The organism is Pedobacter sp. MC2016-14, assembly GCF_020991475.1.
Taxonomy (GTDB): domain Bacteria; phylum Bacteroidota; class Bacteroidia; order Sphingobacteriales; family Sphingobacteriaceae; genus Pedobacter.
Window position 1 is genome coordinate 659,676 of record NZ_JAJMPA010000003.1, and the last position, 19,709, is coordinate 679,384.

At 38.0% G+C, this 19,709-nt stretch carries 17 protein-coding genes; 12 read left to right on the forward strand and 5 right to left on the reverse strand.

All coding sequences use genetic code 11. The features are described 5' to 3' along the window. Positions 1-4 precede the first annotated feature (4 nt). The 4 genes from LPB86_RS18295 to LPB86_RS18310 form a co-directional block, all read right to left on the reverse strand. Positions 5-730: a sensor histidine kinase KdpD gene (locus LPB86_RS18295; RefSeq protein ID WP_230692854.1), complete on the reverse strand. Its 726-nt coding sequence runs from the start codon at positions 728-730 to the stop codon at positions 5-7. A 129-nt stretch (positions 731-859) separates the two neighbouring features. Beyond that, positions 860-2,551 (reverse strand): protein-disulfide reductase DsbD, encoded by a 1,692-nt coding sequence (locus tag LPB86_RS18300; RefSeq protein ID WP_230692855.1) that lies wholly within the window; start codon positions 2,549-2,551, stop codon positions 860-862. Between the two features lie 45 nt (positions 2,552-2,596). Beyond that, complete coding sequence (locus tag LPB86_RS18305) at positions 2,597-3,046, reverse strand: protein-disulfide reductase DsbD domain-containing protein (protein ID WP_230692856.1); 450 nt, start codon at positions 3,044-3,046, stop codon at positions 2,597-2,599. A 28-nt stretch (positions 3,047-3,074) separates the two neighbouring features. After that, positions 3,075-4,220 carry a TlpA disulfide reductase family protein gene (locus LPB86_RS18310; protein WP_230692857.1) on the reverse strand — a complete coding sequence of 382 codons (1,146 nt, stop codon included), beginning with the start codon at positions 4,218-4,220 and terminating at the stop codon, positions 3,075-3,077. Positions 4,221-4,575: 355 nt separating this feature from the next. Here LPB86_RS18310 and LPB86_RS18315 point away from each other — a divergent pair, with 355 nt between their 5' ends. The 4 genes from LPB86_RS18315 to msrA all read left to right on the forward strand — a co-directional run bounded on the left by LPB86_RS18315 (position 4,576) and on the right by msrA (position 7,901). Beyond that, positions 4,576-5,262 (forward strand): hypothetical protein, encoded by a 687-nt coding sequence (locus LPB86_RS18315; RefSeq protein WP_230692858.1) that lies wholly within the window; start codon positions 4,576-4,578, stop codon positions 5,260-5,262. Positions 5,263-5,436: 174 nt separating this feature from the next. After that, positions 5,437-6,846, forward strand: coding sequence for a YihY/virulence factor BrkB family protein (locus tag LPB86_RS18320; protein WP_230692859.1), 1,410 nt, complete (start codon positions 5,437-5,439; stop codon positions 6,844-6,846). 38 nt (positions 6,847-6,884) lie between these two features. Then, positions 6,885-7,190 carry a hypothetical protein gene (locus LPB86_RS18325; protein WP_230692860.1) on the forward strand — a complete coding sequence of 102 codons (306 nt, stop codon included), beginning with the start codon at positions 6,885-6,887 and terminating at the stop codon, positions 7,188-7,190. A gap of 39 nt (positions 7,191-7,229) precedes the next feature. Continuing rightward, on the forward strand, positions 7,230-7,901 hold the full coding sequence (gene msrA, locus LPB86_RS18330) for a peptide-methionine (S)-S-oxide reductase MsrA (protein ID WP_230692861.1): 672 nt from the start codon (positions 7,230-7,232) through the stop codon (positions 7,899-7,901). A gap of 10 nt (positions 7,902-7,911) precedes the next feature. Here the strand turns inward: msrA and LPB86_RS18335 are convergent, their stop codons facing one another. After that, entirely contained in the window at positions 7,912-9,183 is a 1,272-nt protein-coding gene (locus LPB86_RS18335) for an ATP-binding protein (RefSeq protein WP_230692862.1), read from the reverse strand. 396 nt (positions 9,184-9,579) lie between these two features. Here LPB86_RS18335 and LPB86_RS18340 point away from each other — a divergent pair, with 396 nt between their 5' ends. The 8 genes from LPB86_RS18340 to LPB86_RS18375 all read left to right on the forward strand — a co-directional run bounded on the left by LPB86_RS18340 (position 9,580) and on the right by LPB86_RS18375 (position 19,642). Then, positions 9,580-9,975, forward strand: coding sequence for a DUF4440 domain-containing protein (locus LPB86_RS18340; RefSeq protein ID WP_230692863.1), 396 nt, complete (start codon positions 9,580-9,582; stop codon positions 9,973-9,975). Between the two features lie 281 nt (positions 9,976-10,256). Further along, on the forward strand, positions 10,257-12,320 hold the full coding sequence (locus tag LPB86_RS18345) for an LruC domain-containing protein (RefSeq protein ID WP_230692864.1): 2,064 nt from the start codon (positions 10,257-10,259) through the stop codon (positions 12,318-12,320). 239 nt (positions 12,321-12,559) lie between these two features. Then, the gene (locus tag LPB86_RS18350) at positions 12,560-14,635 is read left to right on the forward strand and encodes an LruC domain-containing protein (protein WP_230692865.1); all 2,076 of its coding nucleotides are present in this window, start codon (positions 12,560-12,562) and stop codon (positions 14,633-14,635) included. A 167-nt stretch (positions 14,636-14,802) separates the two neighbouring features. Next, positions 14,803-15,675, forward strand: coding sequence for a glycosyltransferase family 2 protein (locus LPB86_RS18355; RefSeq protein WP_230692866.1), 873 nt, complete (start codon positions 14,803-14,805; stop codon positions 15,673-15,675). Between the two features lie 43 nt (positions 15,676-15,718). Then, positions 15,719-16,486, forward strand: a complete 768-nt coding sequence (locus tag LPB86_RS18360) for a glycosyltransferase (protein ID WP_230692867.1) — start codon at positions 15,719-15,721, stop codon at positions 16,484-16,486. A gap of 3 nt (positions 16,487-16,489) precedes the next feature. After that, positions 16,490-17,371 (forward strand): glycosyltransferase family 8 protein, encoded by an 882-nt coding sequence (locus tag LPB86_RS18365; RefSeq protein ID WP_230692868.1) that lies wholly within the window; start codon positions 16,490-16,492, stop codon positions 17,369-17,371. A 20-nt stretch (positions 17,372-17,391) separates the two neighbouring features. Further along, complete coding sequence (locus tag LPB86_RS18370; protein ID WP_230692869.1) at positions 17,392-18,255, forward strand: sialate O-acetylesterase; 864 nt, start codon at positions 17,392-17,394, stop codon at positions 18,253-18,255. Positions 18,256-18,274: 19 nt separating this feature from the next. Beyond that, positions 18,275-19,642, forward strand: a complete 1,368-nt coding sequence (locus LPB86_RS18375) for an oligosaccharide flippase family protein (protein WP_230692870.1) — start codon at positions 18,275-18,277, stop codon at positions 19,640-19,642. Positions 19,643-19,709: the final 67 nt, after the last annotated feature.

Below are 19,709 nucleotides of genomic sequence, written 5' to 3' on the forward strand. Positions count from 1 at the left end.
GAGACTAACGTCTAACAGGGAGTTCCACGGTAAACGTGGCTCCCTTACCTTCGCTCTCCGCAAACAACTTCCCGCCATGGGCTTCTACCAGGCCTTTAGCAATAGAAAGCCCTAAGCCTGTTGAATTTTCGCCACCTGTAGGCTGCGCACTTAAGCGCGTAAAACGCTGAAAAAGCAACTGTTTATCTTCTTCTGTAAATCCTGGGCCTTCATCTTGTACCGAAACTGCTACCTGATCAGCTTTTAAGCACATTGAAACCGTAATAGCAGCCCCTTCTGGAGAATATTTAATTGCATTGTTGATCAGGTTGTCAAAAACTTCAGTCAGTTTATTTTCATCTGCCTGAACATAAGGATCAACCTCAGCTGTAAAAGATATCGTTTGGTTTTTCCGGTCGGCAAGCGGAAAATTCATTGCAATTACCTGTTTAACCAGATCCACCAATGGCAGTTTAATCAGCATTAAATTAACTTTACCGGCTTCCATCGTCCCCATCTGCAATAACTCGTCAATGATACGCACCATACTTAAACTTGCCGTTTTGATCTGATCGCACATTTTGTCGATCATGTCCGGATCGTCTTTTTTGAGCTTAATCAAATCTGCGCGCACAGGAATAGTGGTTAAGGGATTTTTTAAATCGTGTACAGCTGCATGCAGAAAATCATACATCTGCTGTACCCTTAATTGTTCTGTTAAGTTTAGTTCCGGGTTGCTAGGAGTCGTCATCTGGGTAGCCATGGGTTCTTAATTTACAATTGGTTAGCAATATAGCATAAAATTCGCTAAATATTAAACGTATAAAAAAAAGGAGGCCTGCATGGTAGCAGACCTCCTTTAACATTGTAAAATAGAATCCTATTTTTTATAAGCTTCCAGCCCGCTATTTAAAAATTTCAAATAATTGGCTACTTCATAATCTGCACCCTGAGGTGGCACTAAAACACCTTCTGTACGCGGATCAAGTAATACATAAAAAGGCTGAGCATTGGCTTGAAATCTTGAAGCTTGTAAATCACTCCATTTTTTTGCCAATGTGTTCAAGCTCTTTCCTGCAGCGTTAACCACCACATCTTCCGGAGCAAGCTCAGTTTTATCGTCTACATATAATTGAATCAATACGTAATCCTGGCTAATCAATTTATACACAGCCGGATCAGGCCATACGTTTGCTTCCATCTTGCGACAGTTTACACAGGCATGTCCAGTAAAGTCAATCAACACTGGTTTACCTACACTTTTGGCATACTCTACTCCTTCTTTATAATCAAAAAACGGATCAAGTTTCAAAGGCTTCTCAAAAAGCTCTGCATATTTATGCGGTTTAGAAGATGAGCTTTCCGGAGCTGCCGCAGCAAAACCGCCACCCAATGATGAGGTATACAAATCGAAATCTTGCGTTGACTGCGGAGGCAAAAATGCTGAAATAGATTTTAACGGCGCGCCCCATAATCCAGGAACCATATAAACGGAAAATGAAAATACGATAATGGCTAAAAACAATCTCGGAACAGAAACAAACGGTACCGGACTATCGTGAGAGAATTTGATTTTGCCCAATAAATACAGGCCCATCAAAGTAAAAATCACAATCCACAATACAAGGAATATTTCGCGGTCAAACCAGTTCCAGTGGTAGGCTAAATCTACGTTACTTAAAAACTTAAGTGCAAAGGCTAGTTCAAGAAAACCTAAAACAACTTTTACACTGTTCAACCATCCGCCTGATTTAGGCAATGTGCTTAGTAAGGAAGGAAACATAGCGAACAATACAAATGGTATGGCCAATGCAAGTGCAAAACCAAACATTCCTACTGCAGGGCCCAATAAAGCACCACTTGTAGCCGCCTGTACCAGCAAAGTACCAATAATTGGTCCGGTACAAGAGAAAGAAACAAGTGCCAGCGTGCCAGCCATAAAAAATAAACCGGCAATACCACCTTTATCAGAATTCGCATCCATCTTGTTTACCCAACTCGATGGCATGGTAATTTCGAAAGCGCCCAAAAAAGAAGCACCGAAAACAACCAGCAGCAAAAAGAAAAAGAAGTTAAAGATTCCATTGGTAGACAGGCTGCTCAATGCGTCTGCACCAAACAATACCGTAATCAATAAGCCAAGTACCACGTAAATCACGATGATAAAAAAACCATATAACATGGCGTTCCTTATGCCTTTACCTTTATCCTGTCCTTTTGTAAAAAAGCTTACCGTTAAAGGAACCATCGGAAAAATACAAGGCATCAAAAAAGCAGCAAAGCCACCAAGAAATCCGGCAATAAATATTGCCCAAATTGTTTGTTGTGTATCTTTTTTATCTGCTGTTTTTCCCGCTACCGTTACTACGGCAGAATCTGCGCTGCTTTTAGCTACCGCAGGAGCGGCTGTAACCTGTGTATCGGCAGCCGGAGTTTCGGGGGCGATCTCCGTAAATTCCACTCCATCCATGGAGGTCGTATCTTCTGTTTGCGCCCTAAGGTTGCCAAAGGATACTAAAATCAATAAGGCCGGCAGGATAAACCTGCACAAGCCTTTTTGTAATCTATTCATCTAATTAATATAAATTATCTACAATCTGCGAAAAGTTTTCCTTACTTATTTAACAGGAATACTGAATTCAACCTCTTCTGGTGGAAGACATTGTTTGTCGTCGCAAGTCATGTATTCAAATTTACCTTTAACAACTACAGGTTTACCTGGTTTAATTTTCACCTTTTGTTGAAAAATAACACTTTTTTCAAAGTACGTTACGTTCATGCTAAATGTTTCCTCAAATTTAGTTACACCTTTTGGCTCAATAGTTTTACCTACTAAAGTATAAGAAGGCGAAGGTGCAAATGTAAAGGTAGTTTTTACCGGACCGCCGTCTTTAACGTTCTGTGAATATACATGCCATCCATCACCAATGGTAGCTTTAATAAATACAGTAGCTTCAGTAGCACTGGTTTTTTTAGCACCATAACTCCAGGTTACCGGTTTCATGATTTGGCTATGTGCGGCAGCTGTAAAAAACAGCGCGGCAGCTAATAAAAATAATCGTTTCATTTTATGTGTTTGTTTAGAGTTTAATATATTACTTACCTTTTGCAGCCAAAAGTTCTTCTAATTTTTTAGTAAGGTCTGCACCGCGAAGGTTTTTACCCACAATTTTACCAGATGGGTCTACCAAAAAGTTTTGAGGAATAGAATTGATGCCATATTGCTTAGCAACTGCATTGTTCCAAAACTTTAAATCAGATACCTGTGTCCAGGTTAAACCATCAGCAGCAATAGCGCCTAACCATGCATCTTTTTTACCAGGTTGATCCAGGGAAACACCAAGTACAGTGAAATTTTTGTCTTTGTATTCGTTATAAGCTTTCACCACGTTAGGGTTTTCTGCACGACAAGGTCCGCACCATGACGCCCAGAAATCAATCAGCACGTATTTTCCTTTGAAATCAGAAAGCTTTACTGGTTTATCATTCACATCATTTTGAGTAAAGTCTGGAGCTATTGCACCAACACTGGTATTGCGGGCAGCTTCTATAGCTTTTGCAAAACTTACACCTGCTTTACTTGCACGTACAGCTGGAGAAAGGCTTTTGAATACAGGCTCTACTTTTTCTACATCAATACCGTTACCTGCACTTTCAGTCAAAGCCTCAAGGCTAAAATAAGAGTTTGGGTTTTGTTTGATATAGGTATTCTGAATTGCCTCCCTTTCGCTGGCAAATTTTTCAAAACGTTGTTGTAAATCGCTTCTAAAAGCATTATCCTTTTTCTTATCTTCAGGGGCACTTGCATATTCAGCATTTAATGCGGCCATAGCTTTTTCAGGACCAGTTAACAAGGCACTATATTTATCAAACTCAGCATTAATTTTTGAACCTGTAATTTTTGCTTTTTTAACTGAATCAGTAGCTGTAAGTGTAACTGTTCCCGGCTCAAGATAAAGTGCTTTAACATCAGCTGTTCTACCAAGAGTACTTATGCCTTTTCCAGCATGGTCAAGCAGCAATTGGGCTTGCAAAGGACCTTCGCTGACACCTTTAAACTGAAATGCTCCATTTGTAACTACAGCAGAGTCAATTACTTGTTTCCCCTCTAGCCTGTAAACCAAATAAGCTTTTGTAGGAACGTTTAACGGGTTTACTTTTCCCATCAAATTGAAATCGCTACTTTGCGCACATCCCAATAAAGGTGCAAGTGCAAGAGCAGATAACATCATTTTTTTCATGTTGTTTTTTTTTAAGTCGGTTAGTTGTGCAATTATATAAAATTCCTGCGTAAATATAAGGTCACATTTACGATATTACAGACTAATCTTGTAGGATAAGGTTTAATCGAGCCTTAATGAAGATGTGGAAACAACATAAGTATGACAATTTGCTATAAAAAATATTAGAGGATATTAATTTGCTTACAAGCCCCTTTTTCTTACCTTTACAACATCATAAAAAGACTGCCCGGCTTTTCAGCTGATGCCTGGTCATCAACGTCTATTTCTTTGACGGAGAGTTCACAAACCTATTTATTCACAGATTCCTGCAGCTGCATTTTTGCCATCAGGAAAATTAAAATTTGAACTAGCTATGCAAAGAGAAAGAGCCTTGTCTGACTACAAAACCTATCGTTACTTTAGACCATCAGAATTAAGAAACCCGCATAAACAACTGGCTTCTTTTTTTGAGGAAGAAGATGTTGAAAGTTTAAAATCAGAAATTAACGACTTTTTTAAGACGGCCTGTGATGAAGCCTATGAATACGGGAATTCGCTACGCTACCCTGCTACGCATCAAAACTGTTTTAAACTTTTGGAACTGGCTTACACGTTAAAGAACAGTAACGAAAATTTCACTTTACAAAACGATCATAAACTTTACCGGAGCTCGGATGCTGTTTTCACACAGGCCTTTCAGGAAAACATTGAATTACTTTTTCCTCTGGTACACCTCAGGTTACTCAGCGCTGCGGAAATAAATGACATTACGTTTTTCCTCAGCGAATTCTTTGAGTACAAAAGTTTATACGAGTGGCATGAGCTTTTGGACAATTTATTAAGATGTGCAAATGGAGACACCGTTTTAGAAAAGATTTACAATCGGTCTTCACATATCATTTTGGTTAAAGAATATGTTGAGAAACTGATTGAAGCAATGTATCTCATCTACCAAACAAAGTCCATAAATTATAAATCTGAATCTACTGAAGGTAAAAAGGAAGCCTTATCTGCCGAAATTGAAAATGCAATTATAGAATACTTACGGTATTTTAAATAAAGTATTATTGGGCCACAATCTCCTGTTTCAAAAAATTGGAGCAAGATTTTAGGGTATAAATCTTAGCTCTAAAATACTGACAGTTTGGACATACCCCTGAATGAGGTTTTAATACCACATTCAGAGAAAAACATTTCTTAGGCAGTGGGGTTAATTTACATTCAATGTAATGACATGCAGCACAACCAACCTAAGACCCTCAATGCCATTTGGAGCGACGTACAAAAATACCTCAACATCAGACTTGAGCTACTTAAACTCGTTATTGTAGAAAAATCATCCAGGCTCATAGCAGATTTGATTACAAACACAATTGTTTTGTTTTGTATGGTCTTGTCCTTTTTGGTTTCTGCGGTAACACTTGCCTTTTATCTCTCCAGGATCTTGAATAGTTACACATCTGGATTTGGTTGCGCAGCTCTGTTTTTTACAGGCCTCGCCTTTCTGGTGCTCTGGAAAAAGGGTGCACTGGAAAAAGCAGTAGCAGGCCTTGCCATCCGAAGATATTTCGAAAAACATTGCGAAGTGCAGCAAGAAAAAGAAAAGGATAAATCCGAAGTACATCTTAAATCGGCCAGGCCCGAAATCAGTATAGCTAAACAAACAAATCAAAAACAACAGCCTGCGGCTAAAAAACAAGCTATGAAAAAAGAGAAAGTAACATTCAAAGGACTCTGGGAAGTCCTTAAAAATTCATTTAACGGATTTAGTGACCATAAGGTCACTAAATTGAGTGGTTCACTGGCCTATTATACGGTGTTCTCCATGGCTCCACTATTACTGGTTATTATTTCTTTATGTGGAATTTTTCTAGGTCAGGAGGCTGCCCAGGGTCAAATCTATGCGCAGCTGGCAGGATTTGTGGGCAAAGACACCGCCTTACAGATGCAGGATATAGTTGCAAAAGCAGCCATCGGAGATAAAGGTACTGTAGCTTTTATTATTGGAATAGTGACCCTACTTGTAGGTTCTACTACGGTGTTTGCCGACATTCAGGATTCTATTAACACGATCTGGGGTCTAAAACCCAAACCTAAAAGAGGTTGGCTAAAGATGTTGCAAAACCGTTTCTTATCCTTTTCTGTTATCATTAGCCTTGTTTTCTTATTACTAATTTCTTTATCTATCACTACTGTACTGGATAATTTTAATCTTAGACTGCAGGCGCGTTTTTCTGATGTATCTGTAGTATTTTTCTACATCCTTAATCAGGTTGTTACTCTGGTGGTCATCTCTTTAATTTTCGGGGTGATCTTTAAAGTCTTGCCAGACGCAAATATCAAATGGCGCGATGTAGCATATGGGGCAATAGTAACGGCGCTATTGTTTATGCTTGGAAAATTTGGTATTTCTATCTACATCGGACAGAGCGATGTTGGCAGTACTTATGGTGCGGCCGGATCACTGGTTATTTTATTGTTATGGACGTATTATTCATCCATCATCTTATACTTCGGTGCAGAATTCACCAAAGCCTATGCCCTTGCCTATGGTTCCGAAATTCATCCCTCCCACTATGCTGTGACTACAAAAGAAATTGAGATTGAAACTGGCAACAATTCTATACAGGACAATGCTTCATAATGATAAAACAACTAACATAAAATCGAGCGTAATTACAGATGAAAAATTTAAAAGAATTGAAATCCAGGCAATCAAATTTAACAGCGATGCATACACTACTTCAAAAAGAAATTTTAACTGATGGAACGCATGCGTTAGTGCGTCGTCCAGCACGCAAAAGATATGATACCGCAGAAAAGGTTGTTTCCTGGCTAATTCCACTCCTGGTGGACAAGACCTTATTAAGAAAATCTGGCTTTGTAACTAAGGCTATCGGCGCATTTGTGGTCAGAAAAACAGTTAAACGCCTGGCTCCTGTAATTCTTTCATGGACTGCTGACGCGCTACTACATAGAAAAATATAAAATTAGCGCTGTAGATTCGTATATTGGAGCATAAGACATATGAAGCTACACCTCATTTTTTTCGCTGGAATACTGCTAAGCCTTTGTGCGGCATGTAACGGAGCAAAAACACAAAAACTAGAAAGTAAAAATGGATTCGCTGTATTACCGAAGCAAGCGAAAGGTGAAGAAATTGCGGCTTTCGCAGGAGGCTGCTTTTGGGCAATGCAAGAGAGTATGCTGGAGCTTAAAGGTGTACATAAGGTAATCAGCGGTTATGCAGGAGGAACAGCGGATCATCCGACTTACGATGCTGTATTAACCAAACAAACTGGTCATGCGGAGGCCGTATTGTTATATTACAATCCTGCAGTAATCAGTTTTGAAAAACTAGCCGAAGCCTTTTTTTATGCACATGATCCTACCCAACTCAACAGTCAGGGCCCGGATGTTGGATCAGACTACCGCTCCATTGCATTTTATCGCTCCCCCGAAGAATTAAAATCGCTCATCAAAGTTGTAGATCAGGTAGACCATACCGGATATTACACCAGCCCTATTGTTACGGAGTTACTTCCCTTTGCCGCCTTTTATCCGGCAGAAATGGAACATCAGGATTATTTCGTTAAAAACCCCTGGAGCATTTATATTAAAAAGGTGTCCAAACCGAAAGTATTAAAGTTAAGGGCTAAAATGTCATCACTGATTAAGCCAGAATATCTTTATAAATAGCAACAACAAATTAATCAGCTAATAATTCTTCCAGTTCAGTTTGTTCTTCTGGCTCCATATCTACAATGCCAGCCAGCAGGTTTGCAATTTTCGGTCGCTGATCAGAAACCAGTAATCCATCTAGTAATGCCACAATAGTTTTCTTTTGATCTATGCTCAGGTTGCTGAAAAGTTTTGGCTGAATCTCATATAAAGCCTTCAAAGTATCCAATAATCTATTCCGGCGTTTAGCTTCAATATGCTCGGCCACTACGATAGACAGCACGCCTTCTCTTTCGTACCGTTCCAGTAATCTGGAAGAATATTCTTTCAAAAAAGCCTTTCTTTTACTTCGCAGCAATTCATTAACTTTTTTACTCAGAAATTTGTATTCCGCTGAAGCTTTAGAACGGCTATACAAACCCGTCTGGATTTCAAACTCAGTACCGCGAAAGTCGAAATCGGTAAAAAATTCACTTTCTATATAAACACTGTGAAAATATTCATCCGCTTTCTTATTTAACGTAGTGTATTCTTTGTACAGCTCCGCTCCTTTTTCATTGATGAAATATACCTTAGATAGTTCTTTATGTAAAGATTCCTTCCATTGTACAAACTTTAGTTTAAAACTCGTATTAGTGTCTTCGTATTTCCAAAACAGATCTTCTTCATAATCCTGGATTTGATCCTGATAATCTAAAGGCTCGCCATTGATTAGAATACTATAATTTCTGCTTTTATTTAGCTCCAGGAACCAGCAAAATTCAGCCTTTAAAAACGGAATAATTTCCTGCTCAAGGTTATCTGCAGAGATTTTTAAATTTGAAAACAAGACCCTTGTACCCGTATTCTTGCTCAATGGCACATCAATTTCTGTAGCCTGGTAATTGTTGAGCGAGGCAACGCCAATTGAAATTCTGCCACTTTTTAAGCTATTATTTTGCGACAACCAGGTCGTTTGCCATTCCGCATCATTGGCAAATCTGAAAAAAGTTAAACGGCCTACACCATTCTTGCCATGCATCGTAGATTTGTTCCGGTTTACAGGCAATTGCAGCGCCTTTTCAGATTCATAAAAGGGATCAAACTTGGCCTTTAATTGCTCAAAATTAATCCCATAGCCATTGTCGGCAACCTCCAGCAAACTGATATATCCAAGCTCATTAGCCGTATAGTTAATTTCTACCGTAGTTGCTGTAGCGTCAAAACCATTCCAAATGTATTCTGCAACTGCTTGTTTTTCATTATAATTCCGCAATACTTTTTGTATCCCGCCTGATGTGATATTAACATGAGTAGCCATGGAGCAAAACTAATAAAATTAGCTAAAAGAAATTGAAAATTTATAAGGCCTTTCCAGATTGATGTGTCCTTCAATTTCAATTAATATTCCATTTCTGCTGTGCCGATATACCATAACTGGGAACTTATGAACAACACTTGTACGAAAACTAGGCTATAATTTGAGGGAAACCGGGGGGAAAGTCAAAGTTTCAGTCGTCCTTAGCTCGCTGTTTAAATGCTGTTCAATCGGTGTTTGTTCGGTTAGAAGCGAACGAACACCGATTGAACTCCGTGTCAAATACGATGAAATGTTCCGGTTTCCTTCGACTTTCCTCTGAATTTCCCTTGTATTTCCGCGCAAGTGTCGGGATATTGAAATACCCAAACTATTCAGAATTTTGCTTTACTTCGCAGCATGCCAATCATAGAAAACGATAATTTATTTAAAGAAGAGATTTTACGTATTGAAAAAGCACGTCTTGATTCGAATGCTTGTATTCTCAAAAAAGATGTAAATGGGGTGGCGAAATACTGGACGCCAGATTTTGTACAAGTAGCCGGAGATGGCAGCTATAGCAAAGGAAAAGATCGCATTGCTAAAGATTGGAAGTATATGTTTACCCACAGCAGCCCGGTTTTTGAACGTATTCCTGATGAAATCAGCATTGCCGAGAGCGGAGATATGGCTTGGGAGAAAGGAAAATGGGCATATAAAACCGATAAATATTATGGAAATTATGCCGCAATGTGGCGTAAGATAAAAGGGCAATGGCTCACGCAGACCGAGCTTTATGTAGCTATGAATGCATAATACATTTCACCCTGCTATGATCCATTTAAGTTGATTAGCAACAAACCATCGCATTTACCTCCGCCCCACCTACTGAGACAGAAATTCCCCATTTTTTTCAAAAAGTTGGGGAATTTTCGTGTTTTAAGCAAATGATTAGAATGAAAGCTATTCCGCTAAAAACTTTATTTTCTATGCTCAAACGCCGCAAATGGCACTTTATGACAAGTCCCCTTTCAAATTTAAATGTTGGAACGGATGTTGGATAATGCGAACTAATCATTTTAAAAAAAACACCTTATATGAAAATTAAGTTACTTTCAATAGCATTAGGATTAAGTCTATTTGCTGTGTCATGTAAAAAAGGCGAATCTGTTGAAGAAACGATTAGCAAAAACATCAATGATATCAACGTACCAGCAAACTTTAACTGGTCAAGCACAAAAGAAGTAAGCTTTAGTGTTGGAACAACTGATTCACGTTATGGCAATACTCAAATTCAGGTGATCAAAATTTACGCTGGAGATCCTGCGAATGGCGGTCAAATGGTTGCTTCAGGTTCAGCAACTTACCTTAGCCCTTTTAACACCAAAGTTTCTTTACCAACTACACTTACAGATGTATATGTTGTAAAATATGCACCAGATTTAACAACAGTGACCCAAAAGGTAGCATTAACAACTGAGGCCGTTCAGGTTACCATTGGAACTTCGAACAATGTAAATGCTACCGTTAAAGTGAATGCGATTGCGGCATGCCAAAGATCAACTACTGATGGAAATATTAACCTTAACACTCCCGAGGTGGTTTGCTATAGTTCAACCAATGATGCAACCATTGACATCCAGGCGAATAACGGTGGTACTGTAAAAATTAGTGCACCAAACAAAACCGTAACCATTAGAAACTTCAACCATACAGGTGTAAATCTGGTTGTTGAGGCTACTACTACAGTAATTGTTGGTGGTGAGATTAAATCAGATGAAACCTGGACCAACTACGGAACTATCCTATTAAACAACAAACTTGACATCAGGGGTACTTTAGATAACTACGGTACAACTACATCTACAAATACTTTACAAATCAACGGTGGCGGAACAGTAAACAACCACTGCAAGTTGTACATGAATGACTTTATCAATGATAATATCCTGAACAATTATAGCTATGCCATTGCTTCAAATACTACCCGTTTAAATGGTGGTAGTAAATTAAACCTGATTGGTAACGAGATCAGCGGTGTAATGTTTGAAACTAAGGATTTCAATAAAGGTGGCACACTAGTAGTTTATGGAACTGGTAAAACTTCTTTATTTAAAGTTACCGGAACCATTGATGGTAACATGATTCTTGATGCAAGACAAACCAGCAACAGCCAAATCATTACTGGTAATGTACAGCTTTGTACACCACAGGCTGCCAACATTCCAAATGGTTTCTTCGTTGCTCCTGCAGCTTTAGGATGTGATGCATACGTAGCCAGCGATTCTTGCATGCCAACTGGTAACGGAACTGCTCCTGCAGACAACGACAGAGATAAAGACGGTGTTAGCAATGATTTAGACGCTTATCCTGATGACGCCACTAAAGCTTTTGATACTTACACTGTAAATTACGCCAATGGTGGTTCTACTATCGCATTTGAAGACAACTGGCCATCAAAAGGCGACTACGACTTAAATGATGTTGTATTGGCTTATAAATTTAAAATTGCAACAAGTGCACAAAACAAAGTAGTAGATATTACTGCTGAATATACTTTGAAAGCTACAGGTGGTGACTTCCAGAATGGTGGTGGTATTGAATTCAACATCCCTTCAGGAAGCGCAACAATTACTTCTTCATCTGCCGTTTTAGAAAGTGGTCAAAGCAAAGTCGTTGTGGTATTGTTTAACAACAGCAGAACCCAACAAACTACCTGGAATACCAAAGTTGGCGAGGCAATTTCTCCAAATGTAACTTATAGCTTCACGCTTAAGTTAACTGATGGTCCTCTAATCAGCACATTCGGTGGTAATAGTGCACAAAATCCATTTATTTGGAATGGCACAAACACATACGGCAGAGGTTATGAAACGCATTTGTATGGCAAAACACCAACTACTAAAGCTACATCAAGCTTATTTGGAACAAGGGATGACGCTTCAATCTCTACAGGAAACTACTACAGCACAGCGAATAAATTACCTTGGGCAATTGAAGTTCCTATTGCTAACTTTGTTTATCCGATTGAAAGAATTGCCATCAGTGATGCTTATTTAAAATTTGCTACCTGGGCAGAAAGTGCTGGTGCAAACGCCCCGGACTGGTATAGCAATACAAGCGAGAGCTACAGAAACACGACAAAACTATTTAACCGATAAACTACATTTTTAATTTGATTTAATCCTCCTGCGCAATGCGCAGGGGGATTTTTTATTGATACCGTGTAATTTTTTCCCCAAAACAGGGCGCACTCCACAACCCCCGAATGCGCCACATCTTGCAAATAGCGCAATAACGAGTAGATCAAGTCCTTTTTTTTTTCTGGCATAATTTTGTAATGCCTATTCGCGTACGCGATCAGCCGGGTGTGATAAATTTATACGTCGATCAAATTTATATGAAGAAAAAATTACTTGTAGTTGCGACAGCAGCTCTTATTTTATCACTTGGGGCCTGTAAAAAGGAACTCAGTTCAGAAACCGAAACTCCAGCAGGAGAAAAAGTAGCGCCGGACGGCTTTGCTTATGTTACCACTAAAAAAGTAGAAGTTAATGTGCGATTGCTTAGTCGTGACGACAAGCCTATTGATGGTGCATTGGTATCCATTTATAATCCTGCAAGCATTGGTGCCGGAAAGGAACTCAGCAAGGTAATCAGTGATGCAAACGGTTATGTAAAAACTACTTTAACTGTTCCAGCTTCTCTTGAAAACCTGATCATTGATCCAGCTTATATTGGTCTGGCTGCTAACGTTAAAACCTATATTAAAGACAATAGTGTTATCGCAATTATTGGTGGTCAGTACGGCTACGGTGGTAATGTGATTATAGAAACTTCTAAATCAACAACAACTGCTTCATCGGGAATATCTACTTTTAGTGTAAAAGGTGTAAATGACATTCCTTCATCAGCATACAATTACGACTTGTCTAAATACGATGAACTGGGCAGACCAAAAGCAATTTTACCGGTTGATAAAATTGATTTCTCTGCATTAATGGAGCAAATCAACAGTGTTCTTCCAGAAAGACAAAAAGTTCAGGAGAAATATATAAAAACAGAAATCCCTACGGATTTAAGAATCACTGCACTTGCAGATGTTTGGATTACATTTGTACATGAAGGTGCTGATTATCGCAATTCTTTAGCGTATTATACTTACCCCACAGGCCACGCTCCTACTAAGGCTGAAGACATCACGAACGTCAACATGGTGTTTCCAAATGCCTCGTTTAAAGTTGGAACCGGAGCTGGAAATATGATTCAGGGCGACAAAGTTTTACTTGGTAGGTTTACAGAAGGAACATCCATAGGCTTTGTGGTACTTCAAAATGCCTATCAAAACAATGGTTCAGTTAATTATTCTGCAACAAAATTCTTCTCTACTGAAGGCTTAAATCCAGAATCTGATCCAAAAATAAAAAGACACAATGTAGTATTACACAATCTTTCTCAAAGGACTTTCTTAATTGGATTTGAAGATATTGAAAGAACAGATGGTTATGGAAGTGATCAGGATTTTAATGACCTGATTGTATATGCTCAGTCTAATCCTGTGGAATCGATAAACCCGGCTGATATTCCAGTTTTAGAAGGTGATGCGAAAGATACAGATAAAGATGGCGTTCCAGACGCGATCGATAAATACCCTAATGATCCGGAAAGAGCTTATGATCGTTATTACCCAAGTGAGACCATTTGGGGAACAACTACTTTTGAAGACAACTGGCCTGCTGAAGGAGATTATGACCTCAACGACCTTGTACTGAGTTACAGGTACAAGTTTGCAATGAGTGCTACCAACAAAGTAGTAGACTTAACTGCTGATTATAAACCATTGGCAGCTGGTGCAACCTTCCAAAATGGTTTTGGCGTAGAATTACCTTTAACCCCTGCGCAGGTTAAAGCTGTAACCGGCTTAAATTTATCTGCCGGCACTTATATTAAACAAGTCGGAAATGGATTAGAAAGCAATCAAAGTAAAGCAGTGATTATTCCTTTTGACAACTACAGAAACCTGTTTGGTGTTGGGACATCATTGATCAATACTTATGCAGGTTCTTCTTACAATGAAAGTAAAACCATTACTGTAGGCGTTACATTTAGTACTCCTTTAGCAGATGATTTCACCGCATTGGCTCCTTTTAACCCTTTCCTGATCAGCAATCTTGAACGTGGAAGAGAAGTTCACTTGGTGAACCATGCGCCTACCGACCTTGCCAATAAAAAATTATTTAACAGCACAGCTGATGATTCGGATGCTGCATCGGGCAGGTATTACACCACAAGGGAAAATAGGCCATTTGCCATTGATTTTTATGGTCCGTTCAGCTACCCTCTTGAAACTGTACCAATTTTTGATGCTTACACTCATTTCTCTGAATGGGCAAAATCAAATGGAAAATCATTCCCAGACTGGTATTTTAATACAAGTGGATACATCAACACCAAATTGATTTATACTAAAAAATAAAGATTTCAAAATATTTAGAAACGGGATAAGTGATAAAAAACTTATCCCGTTTTTTTTTGTAATCAGGTTTATAATATTTTTCAATTGATTTTGTTATAGCGTTTGTATTACACGGAAAATTGTTAATTTGCAGCCTAAATAAAGTTTAAACCCATACAATTTGTTTTATGATGAATCTTCCAAATTGGCTTCAGCCCCATTTGTTTATTGGAAAAAACTTTAAAGATCTGACTGCGGGAGAAATTGAAACGATAAAAGAAAACATGAAAGGCTTTCAGTCAGAAAGCCCGGAAGTTTCGATTTTGATTCCGGCATGGAACGAAGAAAACAATATCTACAGAACCTTATCATCTCTGGCTAAAAATAAAACAAGTATGGAAGTAGAAATTGTTGTCATCAACAACAATTCTACCGATCAAACCCAGGAGGTTTTAGACCTGCTAAATGTGAAGAGCTATTTTCAGCCTCAACAAGGTATAACTTTTGCCAGGCAAATGGGTTTAGAAAAGGCTAAGGGGAAATACCACCTCGGTGCAGACTCAGATACATTTTACCCTCCAAACTGGATTGAAAGCATGGTTAAGCCCATGAAAGAAGACAGTACCATTGTGGGTGTTTATGGCCGCTATTCTTTTATTCCGCCAATTGGTGAAGGCAGGATGGCACTTTGGGCTTATGAAAAAATGACGGGGGTGCTCACCAGACTGAGAAAGAAAAACAGAGAATATATAAATTTTCTGGGCTTTAATATGGGTTTTGTGACAAAAGTTGGCCTGGAAAACGGAGGGTTTGTGGTTACAGATGTGAGGAAGTTTGACAACGCCCGTGATAGCGAATACCATGTGGAGGAATCAGAAGATGGCAGAATGGCTGTTAACCTTCAAAAAACCGGCAAATTGATGTTGGTAACTGGTCAAGGTGCCAGGGCTTATACGTCATCCAGAAGATTGGTTGCTGAAGGTGGTATTTTCAAATCATTTACGCAACGCATATTCAGACACCTTGGTGCAATTAATGAATATATAGGATTGAAAAAGTAAGAACACTTAAATATACTCAAACAAATACCTGATCCTTCTACCCATGGATAAACCGTTACTTTTTGAAGACATTACCTTACTAATCACCCATTTTAACCGCAGTAATTCGCTGGAAAGGTTACTAAAACGCTTTGCAGAACTGAATTGTCAATTTCATGATATCATCGTTTCAGATGACTGCAGTAATGAAACTCACTTTAACCGATTAAAAGAGCTTAAAGAAATTTACAATTTTCAAATCGCTGATACACCTGTAAATAAAGGACTGGCCAATAACATCAATAAAGGTCAGGAGAAAGTTCAAACTCCGCTTACACTCTATGTACAAGAGGATTTTGTCCCTAAAGATCTTTTCCCGGAAAAATTAAAACTAGCTGTACAATGTATGGATGAGCGCCCTGATTTAGATATGGTGAGGTTCTACGCTTATTTTGATTATCCTTATCTTAAGCCTTACAAGGGTGGCTTCTCAGAGATGATCTTCAAAAAATTCTCAAGAGGGTATAAAAAATTCTATTACTATAGCGATCATCCGCATCTAAGACGCAAAAACTTCCTTGATAAATTCGGAAAGTATGTTGAGGGTATCAAAAGTGACCGCGCAGAATACAGAATGATGTTTGCATTTATTAAAGCAAAAGGTAAGGCATTATTTTATACGGATTATAAGGGATTATTTGATCAGATCAATGATGCCATTGAAACCAGCACAGTGAAACGTAACTTTTTAAGGGAGGGAAATGGTATGATATTAACCGCTATAAGACATCTATACAGACACATTCGTTTTAATTTCGATTTATTCCGCTAACTAATGAAAAACAAAGAAAATATCACCATAGTTGTAGCCAGTGACGATCACTTCGCCATTATGCTTGCGGCCCTTATTCAGTCAATTATTCATACACACAAGTCGGGAGAGAAAATTGACCTGTACATCGTTGACGACAATTTATCAACTGCTAATCTTGAAAAAATCAACAGTTCTTATGATCCTGAAAAAATAAATATAAAATGGCTCAAACTAACCGAAATATTTGCTGGAGTAAAACTGCCGCTGGATAATTCTACCTTTCCTTTGAATGTGTATATGCGGTTATTTATCCCGCTGTTTCTTCCTAAAGAAGTCAAAAAGGCAATCTTTTTAGACGTAGACATGATTTTATGCACCGATATTTCAGAACTCTGGAATATTGATTTAGGAAGTTACCCCATAGCAGCTGTTAGAGACAGAAGTGAAATAATTAGTAATGAATGGGGAGGAATTACCAACTATAAAGAATTAGGTTTGCACCCAGATTTACCTTATTTTAATGCAGGTATGATGGTTTTAAATAATGAAATTTGGCGGGAAAACGGAATTACCCAAAAAATCATTGAGTGTATTACAACCAATGTTAAATATGCCAACTTCCCTGACCAATATGGTCTGAACGTGATATTAGCTGGTCAATTTTATGAGCTGGATTTCCGATGGAATTGTTATTCAATTTTAGACGAGAAAAATCCATACATTATTCATTTTATTGGAAATAAACCCATTTATAAATCCTATAACAGTAATGTAACCTATGCAGAGGAATTTTTTAAATATGTCCGCCTAACAGCTTGGAAAGACTTTAGCCCTCACTCCTCTTATAAAAGATATTTGAAAAAGGCTATCAATAAGATCAAAAAGAAACTTAACATTAGATAACCATCATTAAATCAAAAAAAATGAGCGTTAAAAAGTACCATGTATTTATTGGAGTTGTTGTGGGAGTTGTACTTGGTATTTTAGCCAATAGAAACAGAGAATATCTTATAAATGCACAATTTATAAGAAATCACTGGCATTTTAGAAAACCTATTGAAAATACGGATCAGTTGATTAAAAGTGATAAAGTAATGATTTTTTTATCTTTTGGTCAATCCAATGCTGCAAACTATGGAAATGGAACATACCAATGCAGAAATGAGATATATAACTTTTATAAAGGGGAGATCTTTCCCGCTAAAGAACCCTTATTAGGCCCAGATGGGGCAGGCTGTAGTGTTTGGACACGTGTAGCTGATATGTTGGTTGATAGTGGTCTTTACAGTAAGGTAATCATCGTTCCCATTGGAATTGGACAAACCTCAATAACTAAATGGACAAGCGGAGATTGCAGAACTATTTTAGACAAGGCATTGGAAGACCTCAAAGAGAAAAACATAAAATTAACCCACATCTTTTGGGATCAGGGTGAAACTGATAATGTGGATGGGACAACAAAACAAGAATATAAATCGCGGTTAAATAAATTAGTACAGATTTTTAGAAGCAATGGCTTCAATGCCCCTTTTTATTCATCAATTACAAGCTACTTCCCATATAATAATGATTATCCGCTAGGTATAAATCCAAAAATTACGACCGCACAAACAGAAGTAATTGAAGAAAGAAAAGATGTTTTTCCGGGTCCTAATACAGATTCCTTAAACCTCGCTTATTATAGGGCAGATGCTGTCCATTTTACAGAAAAGGGACTTGATAAATTAGCTGAGGCATGGTTTAAAAAAATCAAAGAAAGCGAAAATCAAGCTTTATCAGTCCATTAATAATTGCCCCTCATTTTTTATGTCAAAACTAAAAGCCATTATATCAGCCTTAAAAAACCCTCATTTTCAGTCACTTCTTGGAAATGGAGTTGTTTCTGTATTCGGAATGGTGACACTGGCTGTTCTTTATAGGGCGTTAACGGTGCAGGATATTGGAGTCTATATTTTTTTCATTACAATTTTGGGCCTCGTTGATACCGTAAGATCTGGATTCCTAACCACTTCATTTATCACTTTCTACTCCGGCACCGAGAGAACCCGCGCCAATGAAGTAGCTGGTTCTACCTGGATGATCGCCTTAATTGTTACAATTGCTTGTGTAGTCATTAATATTCCTACCTACTTTTTAGCCCCATATGTAAAAAATGAAGGGATGAATTTATTCATGAAATATTTTTCATTGATTAGTATCATTACACTTCCCGCATTTATGGCTAGCCTGGTTATTCAGGGGGAAAAAAGATTTGACCGCCTACTTAGGTTAAGGCTCATTAGTCAGGGTTTATTTACAGGAGCAGCGATGACGCTTGCCCTCTTAAACAAAGCGAATTTAACAACTATTATATTGGCTTATATAGCTACAAATACCTTATCAAGTATCATTGCATTGTTAGTGGGATGGACAATGTTGTCTAAACTTAGAAACTCTACAAAGAAAACCTGCCTGGAGCTTTTCCATTTTGGTAAATATAGTTTTGGAACAAGCATCAGTGCAAACCTATTCCAGGTGACAGACACGTTTTTTATCAATTTTTTTCTTGGTCCGGCAGCAATTGCAGTTTATAACCTTGGGGGAAAACTACTTCAAATTATTGAAATACCACTTTTAAGTATTGCCAGTTCTGGAATGCCGGTACTCTCTAGCCACTACAACAATAACAAGAGAGAAGAAATGATGTATACCATGAAAAAAATGGCCGGAATGCTATCAATAGCCATTATTTGCGCCGCGATTGGTGCACTCATTTTTGCAGAACCCATTATCCAGCTAATTGGGGGAGCAAAATACCTGGACACGGCAGCACCAAATCTTTTCAGGATATTTATGTGTATTGCGATTTTATATCCCATTGACCGTTTTTTTGCAATAACACTAGATGTTGTCCACCTTCCTAAGGTGAATTTCTACAAAATTTTAATCATGCTTTTTGTAAATTTAATTGGCGATTATTTTAGTCTGTCTATTTTTAAATCTGTGTATGCGATAACAATTGCCAGCCTTTTCCCTACACTGGTTGCTATATTTGTAACCTATCCTCCATTAAATAAATTTTCTAAATTTAATTATTGGAGTATTTATTCAATTGGCTATAAAGAAAGCATTTTGTTTGTGAAGCAGATTTATCAAACGTTATTCCTTAAAAAACAATCAAACAATTCCATATAGCTCCTTAACCATTTTAAATTATAAAAAGATGAAACCATTATAATAGCTTCATCACATACAAAAGAAA